Annotated in this window: 12 protein-coding genes and 1 pseudogene; 7 read left to right on the top strand and 6 right to left on the bottom strand. The window is 55.8% G+C overall.

Going from position 1 to position 15,330, the window contains the following annotated elements; all coding sequences use genetic code 11:
* Nucleotides 1-28 precede the first annotated feature (28 nt).
* From ACT3UM_RS03995 to ACT3UM_RS03980, 4 genes are read left to right on the top strand one after another with little or no spacing between them, the layout of a single operon-like run.
* Nucleotides 29-526 (top strand): putative pterin-binding protein, encoded by a 498-nt coding sequence (locus tag ACT3UM_RS03995; protein WP_498896703.1) that lies wholly within the window; start codon nucleotides 29-31, stop codon nucleotides 524-526.
* A complete protein-coding gene (locus ACT3UM_RS03990; RefSeq protein ID WP_498896329.1) occupies nucleotides 516-2,765 on the top strand; it encodes a hybrid sensor histidine kinase/response regulator in 2,250 nt (749 codons plus the stop codon). The genes ACT3UM_RS03995 and ACT3UM_RS03990 overlap by 11 nt, the downstream gene beginning before the upstream one ends.
* Complete coding sequence (gene nosP / locus ACT3UM_RS03985; protein ID WP_498896327.1) at nucleotides 2,746-3,912, top strand: nitric oxide-sensing protein NosP; 1,167 nt, start codon at nucleotides 2,746-2,748, stop codon at nucleotides 3,910-3,912. The genes ACT3UM_RS03990 and nosP overlap by 20 nt, the downstream gene beginning before the upstream one ends.
* Nucleotides 3,881-5,293 carry a hybrid sensor histidine kinase/response regulator gene (locus ACT3UM_RS03980; RefSeq protein WP_498896325.1) on the top strand — a complete coding sequence of 471 codons (1,413 nt, stop codon included), beginning with the start codon at nucleotides 3,881-3,883 and terminating at the stop codon, nucleotides 5,291-5,293. Before nosP ends, ACT3UM_RS03980 begins: the two co-directional genes overlap by 32 nt.
* Nucleotides 5,294-5,302: 9 nt before the next feature.
* Here ACT3UM_RS03980 and ACT3UM_RS03975 read toward each other — a convergent pair whose 3' ends face one another.
* Nucleotides 5,303-5,980 (bottom strand): response regulator, encoded by a 678-nt coding sequence (locus tag ACT3UM_RS03975; RefSeq protein ID WP_498896323.1) that lies wholly within the window; start codon nucleotides 5,978-5,980, stop codon nucleotides 5,303-5,305.
* 129 nt (nucleotides 5,981-6,109) lie between these two features.
* Between ACT3UM_RS03975 and exaC the strand changes: the two genes are divergently transcribed.
* A complete protein-coding gene (gene exaC / locus ACT3UM_RS03970) occupies nucleotides 6,110-7,630 on the top strand; it encodes an acetaldehyde dehydrogenase ExaC (protein WP_498896321.1) in 1,521 nt (506 codons plus the stop codon).
* A 122-nt stretch (nucleotides 7,631-7,752) separates the two neighbouring features.
* Nucleotides 7,753-8,781, top strand: a complete 1,029-nt coding sequence (gene adhP / locus ACT3UM_RS03965; protein WP_498896319.1) for an alcohol dehydrogenase AdhP — start codon at nucleotides 7,753-7,755, stop codon at nucleotides 8,779-8,781.
* A gap of 73 nt (nucleotides 8,782-8,854) precedes the next feature.
* Here the strand turns inward: adhP and dauA are convergent, their stop codons facing one another.
* The 5 genes and pseudogenes from dauA to ACT3UM_RS03940 form a co-directional block, all read right to left on the bottom strand.
* Nucleotides 8,855-10,615, bottom strand: coding sequence for a C4-dicarboxylic acid transporter DauA (gene dauA, locus ACT3UM_RS03960; RefSeq protein ID WP_498896317.1), 1,761 nt, complete (start codon nucleotides 10,613-10,615; stop codon nucleotides 8,855-8,857).
* Nucleotides 10,616-10,807: 192 nt separating this feature from the next.
* Nucleotides 10,808-11,113: pseudogene (locus ACT3UM_RS03955) on the bottom strand (DUF5615 family PIN-like protein); the annotation flags it as partial.
* A gap of 25 nt (nucleotides 11,114-11,138) precedes the next feature.
* Entirely contained in the window at nucleotides 11,139-11,366 is a 228-nt protein-coding gene (locus ACT3UM_RS03950) for a DUF433 domain-containing protein (RefSeq protein WP_498896315.1), read from the bottom strand.
* Nucleotides 11,367-11,551: 185 nt separating this feature from the next.
* On the bottom strand, nucleotides 11,552-13,600 hold the full coding sequence (gene betT / locus ACT3UM_RS03945; protein ID WP_498896313.1) for a choline BCCT transporter BetT: 2,049 nt from the start codon (nucleotides 13,598-13,600) through the stop codon (nucleotides 11,552-11,554).
* A 202-nt stretch (nucleotides 13,601-13,802) separates the two neighbouring features.
* Nucleotides 13,803-14,225 carry a hypothetical protein gene (locus ACT3UM_RS03940; protein WP_498896311.1) on the bottom strand — a complete coding sequence of 141 codons (423 nt, stop codon included), beginning with the start codon at nucleotides 14,223-14,225 and terminating at the stop codon, nucleotides 13,803-13,805.
* A 148-nt stretch (nucleotides 14,226-14,373) separates the two neighbouring features.
* On the opposite strand from ACT3UM_RS03940, the gene ACT3UM_RS03935 reads away from it, so the two are divergent.
* Nucleotides 14,374-15,327 carry an alpha/beta hydrolase gene (locus ACT3UM_RS03935; protein ID WP_035585255.1) on the top strand — a complete coding sequence of 318 codons (954 nt, stop codon included), beginning with the start codon at nucleotides 14,374-14,376 and terminating at the stop codon, nucleotides 15,325-15,327.
* Nucleotides 15,328-15,330: the final 3 nt, after the last annotated feature.

Below are 15,330 nucleotides of genomic sequence, written 5' to 3'. Positions count from 1 at the left end.
TGAGGTGTTCACTGTGAAAGCGTTGTTAATGGGGTGGGTCGTGCTGATGTTCAGCACTCCTCTGGCGGTGCTTGCTAAATCGGCTGATGACTTAGAGGCGCCTAGCGGGCCAGTTATCTTGACCGTCAGCGGTAATCTTGATCATACCAATGTGGGCAGTGAAGCCCAGTTTGACCGTGCCATGTTAGCGGCGTTACCCCAGCACGAGTTTGATACCAGCACGCCTTGGACAGAGGGCAGCAGCCACTATAGTGGCCCATTAATGCGTGATTTGCTGGCGCTGTTAAGCCTGGAGTGTGATGCAGTGCTCGTCTCCGCGCTGAACGGCTACGAAGCCGAAATACCGGTCAGTGATTTTAATGATCACGATGTTATCTTAGCCATGACCAAAAATGGTGAGGCGATTCCGATTCGAGAATACGGCCCTTTGTGGGTGCTTTATCCCTTTGATCAAGATGAAACGCTGTTAAGCGAAAAAATTCGCTTTAGAGCGGTATGGCAGGTTATGCATATTGATGTTCTCTAGCGCTTCTAATGCGCAGGCTTCCAGTCTACTGCGTTATCCTCTTCGTTTTAAGCTCGTTGCCATTGTCGCGGTGTTGCTGTTCGCTGCGGCGCTGGTCGTCGCCACCTTGGCTGCGTGGCGGCAGGAAAATCTCACTCAAAGTCTGCGGGAAGATACCGCATGGGTTGTCTATAAACTGGATCGTGATGCGGTACAGCTACTGAACCATTTGTTGGCAGTGACCCGTCAGCCGTTATCACCTGCGGCTCACGAGGAACTCAATCTTCGCTTTGAGTTACTCTATAGCCGCATCACGCTGCTTAACGACGGTGAAGTCAGCAACCTCCTGCAACAGATCGATACCGCCCGTGAGCTATTGGGGCAAATCCAGCAGCAGCTTGATGTGCTGGATATTATATTTACGCCCTATAATGCGCTCGAGCTTGATCAGTTGCCGGTAGCGCTGCTGGAAGATGAACTACAGGCGCTAACGCGGCTAACTGAACGCTTGGTGATTGCGATTAACGGCTATTTAGCTGAATCGGCGACGGAAGAGCGTGCCCAGCTTAGCCTGCTTTACAAGCTACTCATGAGCCTGATTATTGGCATGAGCTTAGCGGCCTTTCTGGTGATTGCCTTTTTGGTGCGCGAAATGCGTGAAAGTGCGGCGATAAGGCGCAATCAGGAGCAGCTTGGCCGCCAACTGGAAGTCACTGCCAAACAGGCTCAGGCGGCGAATCAAGCCAAGTCAGACTTTTTAGCCATGGTCAGCCATGAAATTCGTACGCCGCTAAACGGCGTTATCGGCATGAGCGAGTTGTTACGCGAATCAGCGAGCCCCGCTCAGGTAGAGGATTACGCCCATACGATCCACGATAGCGCCAATCAATTGCTGGCAATGATCAATGAAATTCTCGACTTCTCAAAAATCGAAGCAGGGCACTTAACCCTTGAAACATCGCCCACAGAACTCAAACCGCTGATTGATAGCGTGGTGGTGCTGTTTGCACCCCGAGCAAAAATGAAAGGGCTAGCGCTGACGGTTAATGTGGATGCGCTGGTGCCAACCTGGGTGCTGGTAGATGCAGGCCGCCTGCGACAAATTTTGCTTAATCTTATTGCTAATGCGATCAAATTCACCGACCACGGTGAAGTCCGCGTGCGAGTCTCCTCAACGGTGGAGCAGCTACTCTTTGAGATCAGTGACACGGGCTGTGGTCTAAGTGAACAGCAACAACAACGCTTGTTTGAGCCTTTTCAGCAGGCAGACGCGTCGGTGGCACGTCGATTTGGTGGCACTGGGTTAGGGTTGGCAATTTGCAAACGGCTAAGCGAGGCCATGCAAGGGCATTTAGGGGTAAAAAGTACCCCAGGCCAGGGGAGTACCTTCTGGTGCGAGTTGCCCTTGATCGCCGCTGACCCCGTAGCAACATCGCTGCCCCCAGTGCCCAAGCGGGACTTTGCCGGCACAACGCTGCTGCTTGTAGAGGATAACGCTGTCAACCGCAAAGTCGCGATGGGTTTATTGGCGCGCTTAGGGTGCGATATCGTCTGGGCGGAGAGTGGCCATGACGCCTTGGCCATGGTTCAGTCGCAGCAGGTGCATCTGATCTTTATGGATATTCAGTTGCCTGATATGGATGGCCTAACGGTCACCCAGCGTCTGCGTGAACAGGGCGGGTGGTTAGCCAGTGTACCGATCGTTGCCATGACGGCCGGTGGCGCCGAAGATGACCGACAACGCTGCCTGGCAGTGGGTATGGATGATTACGTCACCAAGCCGCTGTCGCTCTCTGCATTAAGTAACGTACTGGCGTTGCAACTGTCGTCCTTGGACGAGACGCCTTTACCGGCGTTAGCGGTGACCCCAGGGCTCACTGGAGAGCAATCGTTGCTTAATAGCGACACGCTTAGCATGCTGAAAACAGCGCTGGGGGAAGCCAGCATGATCCAGCTGATCATGCTTTACCACCAGCAAGTCAGTGATTACTCCGCTCAATTGGCTGCGTGCTTGGCTGCAACCCCCTTAACGCCAGAGCAGGAACAGCAAGTCGCGCGGCTTGCGCATCAACTGCGTGGTGAATCATTAAGCATGGGGGCCGACAAGATTGCCGAGCTGGCAAAACAGCTTGAGACATTAGCCAAAACACAGCGGTCCACATCCACGCAACTTGATGAAGTATTTAGTACGTTAAGGCTCGCAGCGGCGCATACGCATGCCGCACTGGAGAGGTGGAGCCGTGACCACTTATCAGGCTGAACAGGGTATTCGCACTGCGACCAGCCAGCAGACTAATGCTAACCAGGCCGCGGCGGAGCTAGCCGACATTTTACGCCACGAACACTTGGGCTTCGTGCTGTTCTTCTGCAGTGCGGAGTATGATTTAGCGGCTCTGGCCGACGCACTGGAAAGCTGCTTCCCCACCACGCCGCTAAGTGGCTGTACCACTGCTGGAGAAATAACGCCTGCAGGCTATGATCGCGGCTCCATCGTGGCCATCGGATTTGATCGCCGCCTGTTTGCCATTGAAACGGCGCTGATTGATGATCTTGAGCATTTTGAGCTGGCCAACGCTCAACCGCTGGTCGATACGCTGTTGGAGCAGTGTCGCCAACAAGCCATCGCGCCGATTAATGAGCACAGCTTTGCGTTGACCCTGCTGGATGGCCTATCCAGTCGTGAAGAGCAGGTGCTGGCTACCTTAGACGCCGCGCTAGGGCGTATTCCCAGTTTTGGCGGCTCGGCGGGCGATGACAATCACCTTAGCCATACCCATGTGTATACCGCCGGGCACTTTCATACCCGTGCGGCGGTGGTGGTAATGATCAACACCCGGCTGCCCTTTGAAGTGTTCTCAACCCATCACTTAATCCCATTGACCCACAAGCTGGTGGTGACCGAGGCTGACCGTGAGCAGCGGCGAGTGATTGAACTCAATGGGCTACCCGCCGCCCAGGTCTATGCGGAGCTGGTAGGTATGGCGCCTGCGCAGCTGAGCGCCGCCGTTTTTGCCCGTCACCCACTCGCCGTGCGCATCGGTGGGCAGCACTATGTGCGCTCCATTCAGCGTGTTAACAGTGACAGTAGCTTGAGTTTTTACTGCGCGGTGGAAAACGGCATTGTACTCACGGCCATGCAGCCAACCCCGCTGTTGGATGATCTCAAAGTGATGCTTGCCGGGGTGGGTGCAAGACTGGGGGCGCCGAGCATGATTATTGGCTGTGACTGTTTTCTGCGCCGTATGGAGCTTGAGGCGCTGCAGCAACTGGATCAGGCATCACAACTGCTGCGCCAAGCAGGCGTAGTGGGCTTCAATACCTATGGCGAGCAGCATCACGGTATGCATGTGAATCAAACGTTTACGGGGGTGGCGTTTGGATCTCTTCCAACTAACGACAGCCACTGACGCGGCTGAACACACAGCAGCGGCAAAGGGCACTGATGAGGCGGACGTGGCAGCGCTGCGGGAAGAGAACCGCCGCTTGCGTAAAGTGTGCCAAGCGCTGATGGAGCGGGTGGAAACCGGGGGCGGTGCTGATCCGGCCCCCTATGCGGCGTTTGAGCGCTCGGTGTTACTTGCCGAGCAGGTGCGTGAGCGCACCGACGCGCTGCACCGCACCTTAGACGAACTGAGCCAAGTCAATACGCGCTTACTGGCCGCGAAAGCCGAAGCCGAAGCTGCCAACTTATCCAAAACGAAATTTCTGGCGGCGGTCAGCCACGACCTGCTGCAGCCGCTTAACGCTGCCCGGCTGTTTGCCAGTGCCTTGGAGACTCATTCACTGCCAGAAACCTCGCAAATGTTAGTAGGCCATATTGGACGCTCGCTGAAAGATGTCGAAGGGTTGATAGGCACGCTGGTGGATATTTCGCGCTTGGACGCAGGCGTGCTCCACGCCGATAAAGCACCTTTTGCAGTGAGCACGCTGCTCGACGCGCTAGCCGAAGAGTATCGCCAAGTGGCCGGGGTGCGGGGTCTGGCGCTTCACTATGTGCCTTCCAGCGCAGTGGTTGAGTCCGATCTGGCGCTGCTTGCGCGGGTGATTCGTAACTTCTTAAGCAACGCAGTGCGTTACACCGACCAGGGCCGTGTGCTGTTGGGCTGTCGGCGCAGACGGGACGGCCTGGAGGTTATGGTGGGCGATACCGGCCCCGGCATTCCCGAGCAGCAGCGCGAAGCCATCTTCCTTGAGTTTCGGCGCGCTAATCAGACCAACAGTGCCCACAGCCGCGGCTTGGGGCTGGGACTGGCCATCGTCGATCGTATCAGCATTATGCTGGAGCAGCCGATATCGCTGGCCTCGCGCCCCGGCGTGGGCGCGCTATTTTCGATTACCGTGCCCTATGCAACGGCGGCGATTCCCACCGTCAGCAACTCGCGTAGCGCGATACTGCCTGAGGCCGGAGAGGATGCGTTGAGCGGCTGTGTTATTTGGGTGATTGATGACGACCTGGCGATTATAGAAGGCATGCAGGCGCTGCTGGGCAGTTGGGGGTGCAGGGTGCGTGCGGCGGCCACGGTAAGTGCGTTGGAAGCTGCCAGTGACGGTGAGCGCCCGGCGGTGTTACTAGTGGATTACCATTTGGGCGAGCACCGCGAAACCGGTATTGAGCTGGCCGCACGGCTGCAACGGCGCTATCCCGGCCTGGCAGCGGTGGTGATTACGGCCAACCACGAAGCGGAGATTAAGCGTGCCACCCGTGAAGCCGGTATGCACTGCTTGCTCAAACCGTTAAAGCCCCTGCGGCTGCGTATGCTGCTTGGCACGCTACTCAATAAAGCCTAATAGCGCAGCCTAACGAGTGCGGTTGGCCCGGTGAAAGCTTAGATCCTCCTCTCCTGCGATAACGATCGCGTGAACCCGGCTAGTGGCATTCAGCTTACGTAAAATTGCTGAGACATGGGTTTTAACGGTCGTTTCGGCAATCAACAACTCCCGGGCAATATGCTTGTTCGACATGCCTGTTGTCATGCACGCCAACACCTCTAATTGTTTGTCGGTTAAGCGCGCTAAGCGCTCGCTGGACGACGAAACCTGGGTGACGGGTTGTGGCAAAGTAGTGCGCGGCGCTGGGCGGCGCATCACATCGGGCGGCAGGTAGAGCTGGCCCTCAAGAATCTGCGTTAACGCGGCCAGCAATGCTTCCCGGGGAGTGGATTTGGGGATATAGCCCACTGCGCCCAAGGTTATCGCATCGAGCACCAGTTGACGCTCCTGATGAGCAGATACGATTGCCACCGGCAGCAAGGGAAATTTCTCGCGCAGCCGTGTTAAACCTTCTAGCCCTTCTGAATCCGGCAGGCTTAAATCCAGCAGCAGTAGATCTAACTCGGTATGCGCTTCAATCAGCGCGATGGCGTCAGCGAGGCTCTCCGCTTCCAATAACTGGCTACCTGCCAAGCCCCCGCTAATCACGGTTTGTAGTGCGTCGCGGAACAGCGGATGGTCATCCGCCACCAACAGGGAATACATGGCGTCTCCTACCAAGGGATGAGGGCTAATCCTGCCATCGGGCTATATCGCCATTTGCTTTAGTGAACAACACTGTCAATGCACCTTAAAAAAGCACCTTAAATAATCATAATACTCAGGAGCATGACAATGATCTACGCCAACCCTGGTGATACCGGTTCTGTGGTGTCATTTGAAAAACGCTACGGTAACTATATCGGCGGTGAATTTGTCGCCCCGGTGAAAGGCCAGTACTTCGATAATATTAGCCCCGTCAATGGACATGTCTTTTGCGAAATCCCCCGCTCCACGGCAGAAGATATCGATAAAGCGCTGGACGCAGCCCACAAAGCGGCACCTGCCTGGGGAAAAACCTCTGTTCAAGAGCGTAGCAATATTTTGCTGAAAATTGCCGACCGCATTGAGCAAAATCTGGAAATGCTTGCCGTCGCGGAAACCTGGGATAACGGTAAAGCGGTACGCGAAACCCTCAATGCAGATCTCCCGCTGGCCGTTGACCACTTCCGCTACTTTGCGGGCTGTTTGCGTTCGCAGGAAGGCACGGCGGCGGATATCGATGCCAACACGGTTTCTTATCACTTCCACGAGCCGCTGGGCGTAGTGGGCCAGATTATCCCCTGGAACTTCCCGATTCTAATGGCGGTTTGGAAACTGGCACCTGCACTGGCGGCGGGTAACTGCGTGGTGCTCAAACCTGCCGAGCAAACCCCAGCATCGATTTTGAAAGTCGTCGAATTGATTGGCGACCTGCTACCTCCGGGCGTGCTTAATATCGTCAACGGCTTTGGCGCCGAAGCGGGTCAGGCACTGGCCAGCAGCAAACGCATCGCCAAAATTGCTTTCACCGGCTCCACCCCCGTTGGTTCGCATATACTGAAATGCGCGGCGGAAAACATTATCCCCTCTACTGTAGAGCTTGGTGGCAAATCCCCCAACATCTACTTCGCTGATATCATGAACGCCGAACCGACGTTTATTGATAAAGCGGTTGAAGGCTTGGTGTTGGCGTTCTTTAACCAGGGCGAAGTGTGTACCTGCCCGTCACGCGCACTGATTCAAGAGAGCATGTACGAAGAGTTCATGGCCAAGGTGATCGAGCGCACGAAAACCATCAAGCGCGGCAACCCGTTGGATACCGATGTACAGGTAGGGGCTCAGGCTTCCCAAGAGCAGTTCGACAAGATCATGTCGTACATGGATATCGCTCGAGACGAAGGGGCGGAGTTCCTCACTGGCGGCAATAAAGAGACCATGGACGACAGCCTTAACAGCGGTTACTACATTCAGCCCACGCTGTTGAAGGGCAATAACCAGATGCGCGTCTTCCAGGAGGAGATCTTTGGCCCGGTCGTGGCGGTGACCACGTTCAAAGACGAAGAGGAAGCGCTGGCGATTGCCAACGACACCGAGTTTGGCCTGGGCGCGGGTGTGTGGAGCCGCGATATGAACGTCGCTTTCCGCATGGGGCGCGGCATTCAAGCCGGTCGCGTGTGGACCAACTGCTACCACCAGTATCCGGCCCACGCGGCCTTTGGTGGCTACAAGAAGTCCGGCGTCGGTCGTGAAACCCATAAAGTTGCCCTTGAGCACTACCAGCAAACCAAAAACCTGCTGGTCAGCTACGATATCAACCCGCTGGGCTTCTTCTAAGCGTTCTGCTAGCCACACCGCCCGGTTATTTCCCGGGTGGTATTGTCAGTCCCCCTGACGCTGACTCTACCGATAAGAGCCGTTGTTAAATGGCCGTATCGAAAATTATTAGGAGTTGTATCATGGATAGCACAATGCGCGCGGCGGTGGTTCGTGAGTTTGGCCAGCCGTTGGTTATCGAAGAAGTCGACGTACCTCGCCCCAAGCAGGGCGAAGTATTGATGAAAGTGGCGGCCTCTGGGGTTTGCCATACCGATTTACACGCCGCCCATGGCGATTGGCCGGTGAAACCCTCGCCGCCATTTATTCCCGGCCATGAGGGCGTTGGGCATATCGTGGCGGTGGGTGCAGGTGTCACCCATGTCAAAGAGGGTGATCGTATTGGTGTGCCCTGGCTCTACTCGGCCTGTGGCTACTGCGAGCACTGTTTGGGCGGTTGGGAAACCCTTTGTGAGTCTCAGCAAAATACCGGCTACAGCGTTAACGGTGGGTTTGCCGACTACACCTTGGCTGATGCGGGCTATGTTGGGCGACTGCCGGATGCCATCGACTTCATCGAAATAGCCCCGGTGCTGTGTGCGGGGGTGACGGTTTATAAAGGCTTGAAAATGACCGATACCCGCCCCGGTCAGTGGGTGGTGATTTCGGGCATTGGTGGTCTGGGGCATATGGCGGTGCAGTACGCCAAAGCCATGGGGCTGAACGTGGCGGCTGTTGATATCGATGACGGTAAGCTTGCTCTGGCGGAGCGTTTAGGCGCCACGGTAACGGTTAACGCCATGAAAACCGACCCGGCGGCGTACTTGAAGAAAACCATCGGTGGCGCTCACGGGGCCTTGGTCACCGCGGTATCGCCGAAGGCGTTTGATCAGGCGCAGAATATGCTACGCCGCGGCGGAACGTTAGTGCTCAATGGCTTACCGCCCGGCGACTTTCCGCTGCCGATCTTCAGCACGGTGCTCAACGGTATTACCATTCGTGGCTCTATCGTCGGTACCCGCAGCGATTTGCAGGAAGCGCTGGACTTCGCCGCCGAAGGCAAGGTTAAAGCCACGGTAGCAACTGATACGCTGGACAATATCAACGACATTTTCCAGCGCATGATCGACGGCAAGATAGAAGGCCGTATTGTGCTTGATATGGCGAGCTGAAAGCTGGCTATATAAGCAACCGGGGGAGGCAACTCCCCTTTCTAATGCTGACGTTTTCATTGCACCGCCGCTATTAAGTCCCCGCTGTCACCTCGCTGCTATCCCACCAGCTCAACCAACGTCGCGACATGCGCTCAGCGTGGGCAAGGTTGCTGACGACCGCTAACTTACCCGCTTCGCGCTTAATGCCCGCGCGTTTAATTTTCAGCGCCATACGCGGCGGCAGCCCAACAAATATAACGCCTACGTCTTGCTCCCCCAGTTCCCGGCGCAGGCTGTCCAGCGCCACCATGGCGGTGGTGTCCAGGCTGGGCACATCGCGCATATCCAAAACGACAACCCGAACGCAGTGATCAATCACCCGCAGCGTGGCAATCGCCTTTTCTGCCGCACCGAAAAATAGCGGGCCACTGATTTTGTAGAGCGCTACTTCGGCGGGGAAGTGTTGGTCGGAATCGGGTGTGTCTAAACGCTGGGTATGAGTTAGCTGTGCCATGCGGCGGATAAATAGTGCCGCCGCAAGGCCAATCCCAACGGCCACCGCGATTACCATGTCGAAAATCACCGTGAGGGCAAAGCAGATCACCAGCACTGATACATCGCTGACGGGAGCGCTTTTCAGCGTATGTACAAAGTGGCGCGCCTCGCTCATGTTCCAGGCAATGATAAACAGCAGGGCGGCTAAGGCGGCCATGGGGACAAACCCCAGCACACCCGCCAGCGCGACTACGGCAAGTAATACCACCAGCGAATGCACCACCGCGGCGACAGGTGAATAGGCACCGCTTTTGATATTGGTCGCCGTGCGGGCCAGGGCTGCCGTGGCGGTAATGCCGCCAAAGAAGGGCACCACCATATTGCCCAGCCCTTGGCCAATCAGCTCCGCGTTAGGGTCATGACGGGTGCGGGTTAGGCCATCCGCCACTACGGCACACAGCAGCGATTCAATCGCCGCCAGTAGCGCAATCGCCAATGCTGGGCCAAGCAGCGCCTGAATCAGTGCAAAGTTGATCTCAAGTGGGGTGCCATCTGCGCCGGGAAAATGCCACGGCGCGGTGAAGCTAGGCGCAAAGGGGGGGATGCCACTGCCGCTCTCACCTTCGAACTCCCAGCTAAACCGTGAAGCGATGGTATCGACTTCAATACCACTCATCAGCAACAGCGCAGCCGCCACCGTGCCCACCGCCAAACCTACCAGCGGGGCAGGTACAGGCGTATTCAGGCGGGGCCAGATTAACAGCGTCGCCAGGGTGATAAGCCCAACACTGATCTCTGCTGGTGAAAGTGTGGGTAGCGCCTGGCCAATCAGCATTAGGTTCTGCAGGGTGCTGTCGCCAAGCTCGACCCCGGATAAGCCGAGAAAGTCAGGTAGTTGCAACAGCGCAATCACCACGCCAATGCCCGCCGTAAAGCCGAGAATGACCGGGTAGGGCACGTACTGAATCAGGCTTCCCAGCCGCGAAAGCCCCAGCGCGACTAAAATAGCGCCCGCCATGAGCGTGGCAATCAGCAGCCCACCCAGGCCGTGGTTGGCCACGATGGGAAACAGAATCACCACAAAAGCGGCGGTGGGTCCGGAGATATTAAACCGCGAACCGCCGGTTAAGGCGATTACCGCGCCCGCTACGATAGCGGTGTATAGCCCGTGCTGGGGCGGCACGCCGGTGGCGATTGCCAGCGCCATGGAAAGCGGTACCGCCACCACGCCAATCGTTAGCCCCGCCATCACATCGCGCTTTAACTTGGCCAGCGTATACCCTTCACGCCAAGTGCTTACTAGCGCACTGCCAGGCAGCGGAAAAACGTAACCCGAAGAACGATGGGCACGGGACATGGGGCGAGCCTCCTAAAAATAGGGAAAACAAGCCATTACGCTACGCCTGTGCTGAAATTTGCACAACTGGCTATTGGTCATTTATGGCTAAAATAGCGGGGCGGGGCGAAGCGCGTATTTCTGTATTGGATAAGAGGGAGGCGGTTCGTATCAGTCGCAGATATTAAAGAAGTGAATGAAAGCTGTTCGTCATTAGCTGTAGAGTTCCACGCACCATATTTCTGGATCGCTGAATGCCCCCTTTATTGCCTGTCTGTTACTCAGCAGGATTTCTTTAATCACACTTTTCGGTTGGTTTCCACATTTTAACCATATGACTAGTGGAGGGCTGCCCCATAGCAGGCTGAATTCGTGGAAATCTGCGTCTAACGTGACAATAGCGTATTGATTATCCTTTGCGTAGCGCCATATCGTTTGATCCGGTGCTGTGCCCAGCTCCAATAGCGAGACCTGATTACTGCCAGGGAAGAATTCTTCCAGGTGCTTAACCAGACGATAAGAGAGATTTTGTCAAGAAGTAGCTTCACGCTGCAGGTATAACTGTCAGGTGATGTTCACGGTCAGCTGCATAGGCCAAGCAAGCGTGAATTTGCTCTGCGCTCAGCTCTGGAAAGTCTTCTAGAATTTCCTTTGTGGACATGCCATTTGCAAGCCAGCCCAATATATCGTACACGGATATTCTAGTGTTCTTCACACAAGGCTTTCCGCTTCTTTTGCCTGATGTGATCTCAATATGCGCTTGGTAATTCATAATTGATCCAAGGTAATCGAATTATGTCATTCATTTTGGTTCTTGGAGGTTGAGGCGTCAAGAGGGGGGGGCAGCACTGTGAGGTTGGTTTTGTGAGGAAAAGAGCCGCCTAGGTTGATTAGGAGGCAGTGAAAAATCCCGGCACTCAGGCCGGGATTAATCTGTTGGCTTAAACGCTAACGCCGTTACATCTGGGAATCTTCCGGCGGTTCGCCGATGGTGCCGGGCATTGCCTGCACGTGGCCCATCTGCTCACCGGCCAAGGTGAGGAAGTGCAGATGTCGTTCATACTCAGCCACCAGATCTCCAATCACCTGACCACGGGTATAACCGTTAAGGTCTTTATCTTGACCACCTTCTGCTAGGTAGACGTCCAGACGTACATAGAAGTCATCATCGGCGGGGATGAAGCTTGGTGTACGCATGCGGTGCGGGCACACCTGATAGACAAAGCTGGTAGCTTCGCCGAAGTCGACCTGGAGCATTAAGTTAGGCAGCGTCTCACCCTCAAGGTGCTCTTCGGTCACGTTAGCGGTTTGGCCACGGCTCTCAAGCTCCTGGGCAAACTGGGTCATCGCCGGGCGGATGGAGTGTTCAAGGGTCGCCGCCGCACCGGCTCGCGTGGAGGTATCCAGGGCGCGATCCAAACGCTCCTTCCAGTCGCCGCCGGGGGCGCCACCGGCAATCATACGGCGCGCGTCGGCTTTGCTGCCTTCCAGTTTCAGCGCTTTATACATACCCACCATCACCGCGAAAATAACCAGCGAGAAGGGCAGTGCGGTGATCACCACGGCACTCTGCAGCGCGTTCAAGCCACCGGCCATGAGCAGGGCAATAGTGATCAAGCCGATGACGGCCGACCAGAAAATACGCAGTTTCACCGGCGCATCGTGGTTTACGTCGCTCAAAATAGACGTGAAGTTGGCCAGTACCAGCGCGCCGGAGTCTGCAGAGGTAATAAAGAACACAATACCGAGAACGGTGACAACCGCGGCGGTTAGGCCCGCATAGGGGAAGTACTCTAGCAAGGTATAGAGGGTCGTTTGCGGGGTGTTGAGCGCCTGTTGGCCTAATTCAACAGCGCCTTGATTGGCCACCAGTTCGATGCCAGTGTTACCAAATACCGACATCCACACCATCATAAAGGCCAGCGGAATAAACAAGGCGCCTGCGACAAATTCACGAATGGTACGGCCGCGGGAGATACGCGCCAGGAACAGACCCACAAACGGTGTCCAGGCAATCCACCAGCCCCAGAAGAAGATCGTCCACCACATCTTCCACTCTTGGGCGCCTTCATCGGCAAAGGCATAGGTGTCAAAGCTGGCACCGACAAACCCAGACAGATAATCACCGGCGTTATTGACCACTTTATCTAGCAAAACCAGCGTGTCGCCGGAGAAGAGCACAAACAGCATCAGCGCTAACGCCAACAGCATGTTGAACTCTGATAGGCGGCGAATGCCTTTTTCAACACCGGTTACGACAGAAATCGTCGCCAATATGACCACCATGACGATCAAAATGATCTGCACGGTGATGGTTTCCGGCACGTCAAACATATATGCCAGGCCGTAGTTCAGCTGCATCACCCCAATGCCGAGGCTGGTGGCGATGCCGAATACGGTGGAGATCACCGCAGTAATGTCGACAGCGTTACCAATGGGGCCGTGGATACGCTTGCCCAGAATCGGGTAGAGCGCGCTGCGGATCGCAAGCGGCAGGCGGTGGCGGTAGCTAAAGTAGGCCAGCGCCATACCCATCAACACATACAGCCCCCAGCCGGAGAGCCCCCAGTGCAGATAGGTTTGGACGACGGCATTACGCATCGCTGCCTGGCTTTCTGGGGTTAAATCCGGCGGTGCTAAATAGTGTGCAACCGGCTCGGCAACACTGAAGAACAGCAGGTCGATACCGATACCCGCGGCAAACAGCATGGCAGACCAGGAGAGCAGCGAAAACTCAGGTCGTGAGTGATCGGGCCCCAGGCGGATACTGCCAAAGCGTGATAGGCCAATCGCAATGACAAAGACCAGATACGCCACAATGGCGAGCATGTAGTACCAGCCAAAGGTTTTGCTTACCCAAGCGAGGCCGGCATCAAAAAAGGCGCCTGCTTGTTCGGTGAACAGCATGGTGAGCACCAAAAAAATGATGATACCCGCCACACTGCCATGGAAAACCACGGGGTTGAGGCGGTCGCGGGAGGGGAGGATGGGGTTGTCTTTCGCCATGCAGGCGGACTCCTGTTGTTGAAAGATGATTTTATTTTGAATGAACGTTCAAATAAAATACGCGATTAAGCGCCCCCCTTCAAGTTAACCTCCTCTATTTGGGTTGAATTAGCGTGAAGCTAGCGGTGTGGTGACGAACGCATAGATACAAAAACGCCGGGGGTACCGGGCGTTGGCTCTACTTTTGACGATTTACCCGCGTTTATTCACTATCGGCATTTTCGTCGTGATGACCATCGTGTTGGCCGCGTTTGCCGTGCTTGCCACGATACTCTTCATGGGCTTCTTGCATGGCGTTGCGCAGTGCTTCTTGCTCTTCTTCGGTGAGAATTTCAGCTACCCGCTCGTGGTGTTCTTCGCGCAGCGCCTGCATGGCTTCACGATGTTCGGCGTGTGCCTCGTTGAGCTCGGCCTGTTTTTCAGCTGAGATATCAGCACGCTCGTACACCTCTTGGCGACGCTCCTCCATGCGTTCTTCCATACGCTCGCGATCAGGGCCTTGGCCTTCATGGTCACCGTGGCTATGCGCTTGAGCGGCAAACGCTAATGGCATAATGGCGATAGCCAGCAGGGCAGGGGCAAACAGTTGGCGAATTGACATTTTCTTAGCACTTGAAACGTTCATAGTTCTCTCCTGGTGAGTTGACGATGCCAGTATCACTAGGCGGCGTGCAAACCGTTTGCAGATAGTGTGCAACAATCATGATCTTATTGGCTTGTTGCAGGTCGTAGTGGGTAGGTGAGGGGTCACCTATTAATCCAGGAGAAACATAATGTCGCGTACCAAGCTAATTCGCGAGTGGCAACAGCATGGAGCACTTACCACCCTACGCCGAGTTACTGGCCTAGGGGCGGTTGCCTTATTGCTAAGTGGCTGTAGCGCTGTCCAGCACGTTAGCCAAGGTGATGACCCTGCCATTGAAGGTAGTCAACTGCACGAACCCCAGCCCTTTACACGCATTCCGCCAGCAACCTACACGCCAGACGAGTGGCCCCAGGCGTTAACGGCGGACGTTTACCTGCCTAATAATTTAAGTGACGGGCTGCGACCAGCCGCCTTGGTGGTACACGGTGGTGGCTGGCGCAATCGAACGCCGGAAGATATGCAGGGCATCGCCGAGCAGTTGGCGGGGCAAGGCTACGTGGCGGTGAATATTGAGTACCGTTTTGCGCCGGAGTATCGCTTCCCTAGCCAGTTGCATGATTTGCAGCAGGCGATGACCTGGATTCACGCTAATGCGGATGAGTGGCAAGTGGATACAAACCGAATTGTAGGCGTTGGGTTTTCATCCGGTGCGCATTTGGTGAGCTTGCTGGCGGTGGCGGGAGCAGAAGGGCCGCTGGCCGAACCCTACGGCGGCGAGCAGAGCCGTTTAGCCGCGGTATTGGCTGGCGGGCTACCCAGTGATTTGCTCAAATTTGATGATGGGCGCTTAGTGGTCGACTTTATCGGCGGTACCCGCGCTGAAGAAAACGAAGCATATCGCTTAGCCTCACCCGCGCGGCAAATTACCCCGAAGGCGCCGCCTTTTTTTCTGTTCCACGGCAATTGGGATCAACTAGTGCCGGTCGATCACGCTACGGACTTTTATAAAGCCCTGCAGGACAACAATATAGAGAGCGAGCTTTACCTGCAGCGCTGGCGCGGCCACATTACTAGCTTCCTGCTGCGTGGCGGCGCCATAGATGCGGGCATCGCGTTTCTCAATCGGCAGGTCAATCCTTAACGC

The sequence above is a fragment of the Halomonas sp. AOP13-D3-9 genome (assembly GCF_052379125.1).
In the GTDB taxonomy this organism is placed as follows: domain Bacteria; phylum Pseudomonadota; class Gammaproteobacteria; order Pseudomonadales; family Halomonadaceae; genus Vreelandella.
Note: the sequence above shows the minus strand (reverse complement) of the source record. Positions and strands in the feature narration are given on the sequence as shown.

Excerpts from the sequence above, each read along its gene's own strand:
- adhP (WP_498896319.1), top strand. The coding sequence starts at position 7,753 with ATGGATAGCACAATGCGCGCGGCGGTGGTTCGTGAGTTTGGCCAGCCG.
- ACT3UM_RS03990 (WP_498896329.1), top strand. The coding sequence starts at position 516 with ATGTTCTCTAGCGCTTCTAATGCGCAGGCTTCCAGTCTACTGCGTTAT.
- betT (WP_498896313.1), bottom strand. The coding sequence starts at position 13,600 with ATGGCGAAAGACAACCCCATCCTCCCCTCCCGCGACCGCCTCAACCCC.
- exaC (WP_498896321.1), top strand. The coding sequence starts at position 6,110 with ATGATCTACGCCAACCCTGGTGATACCGGTTCTGTGGTGTCATTTGAA.
- ACT3UM_RS03995 (WP_498896703.1), top strand. The coding sequence starts at position 29 with ATGGGGTGGGTCGTGCTGATGTTCAGCACTCCTCTGGCGGTGCTTGCT.
- ACT3UM_RS03950 (WP_498896315.1), bottom strand. The coding sequence starts at position 11,366 with ATGAATTACCAAGCGCATATTGAGATCACATCAGGCAAAAGAAGCGGA.
- ACT3UM_RS03975 (WP_498896323.1), bottom strand. The coding sequence starts at position 5,980 with ATGTATTCCCTGTTGGTGGCGGATGACCATCCGCTGTTCCGCGACGCA.
- ACT3UM_RS03935 (WP_035585255.1), top strand. The coding sequence starts at position 14,374 with ATGTCGCGTACCAAGCTAATTCGCGAGTGGCAACAGCATGGAGCACTT.
- dauA (WP_498896317.1), bottom strand. The coding sequence starts at position 10,615 with ATGTCCCGTGCCCATCGTTCTTCGGGTTACGTTTTTCCGCTGCCTGGC.
- ACT3UM_RS03940 (WP_498896311.1), bottom strand. The coding sequence starts at position 14,225 with ATGAACGTTTCAAGTGCTAAGAAAATGTCAATTCGCCAACTGTTTGCC.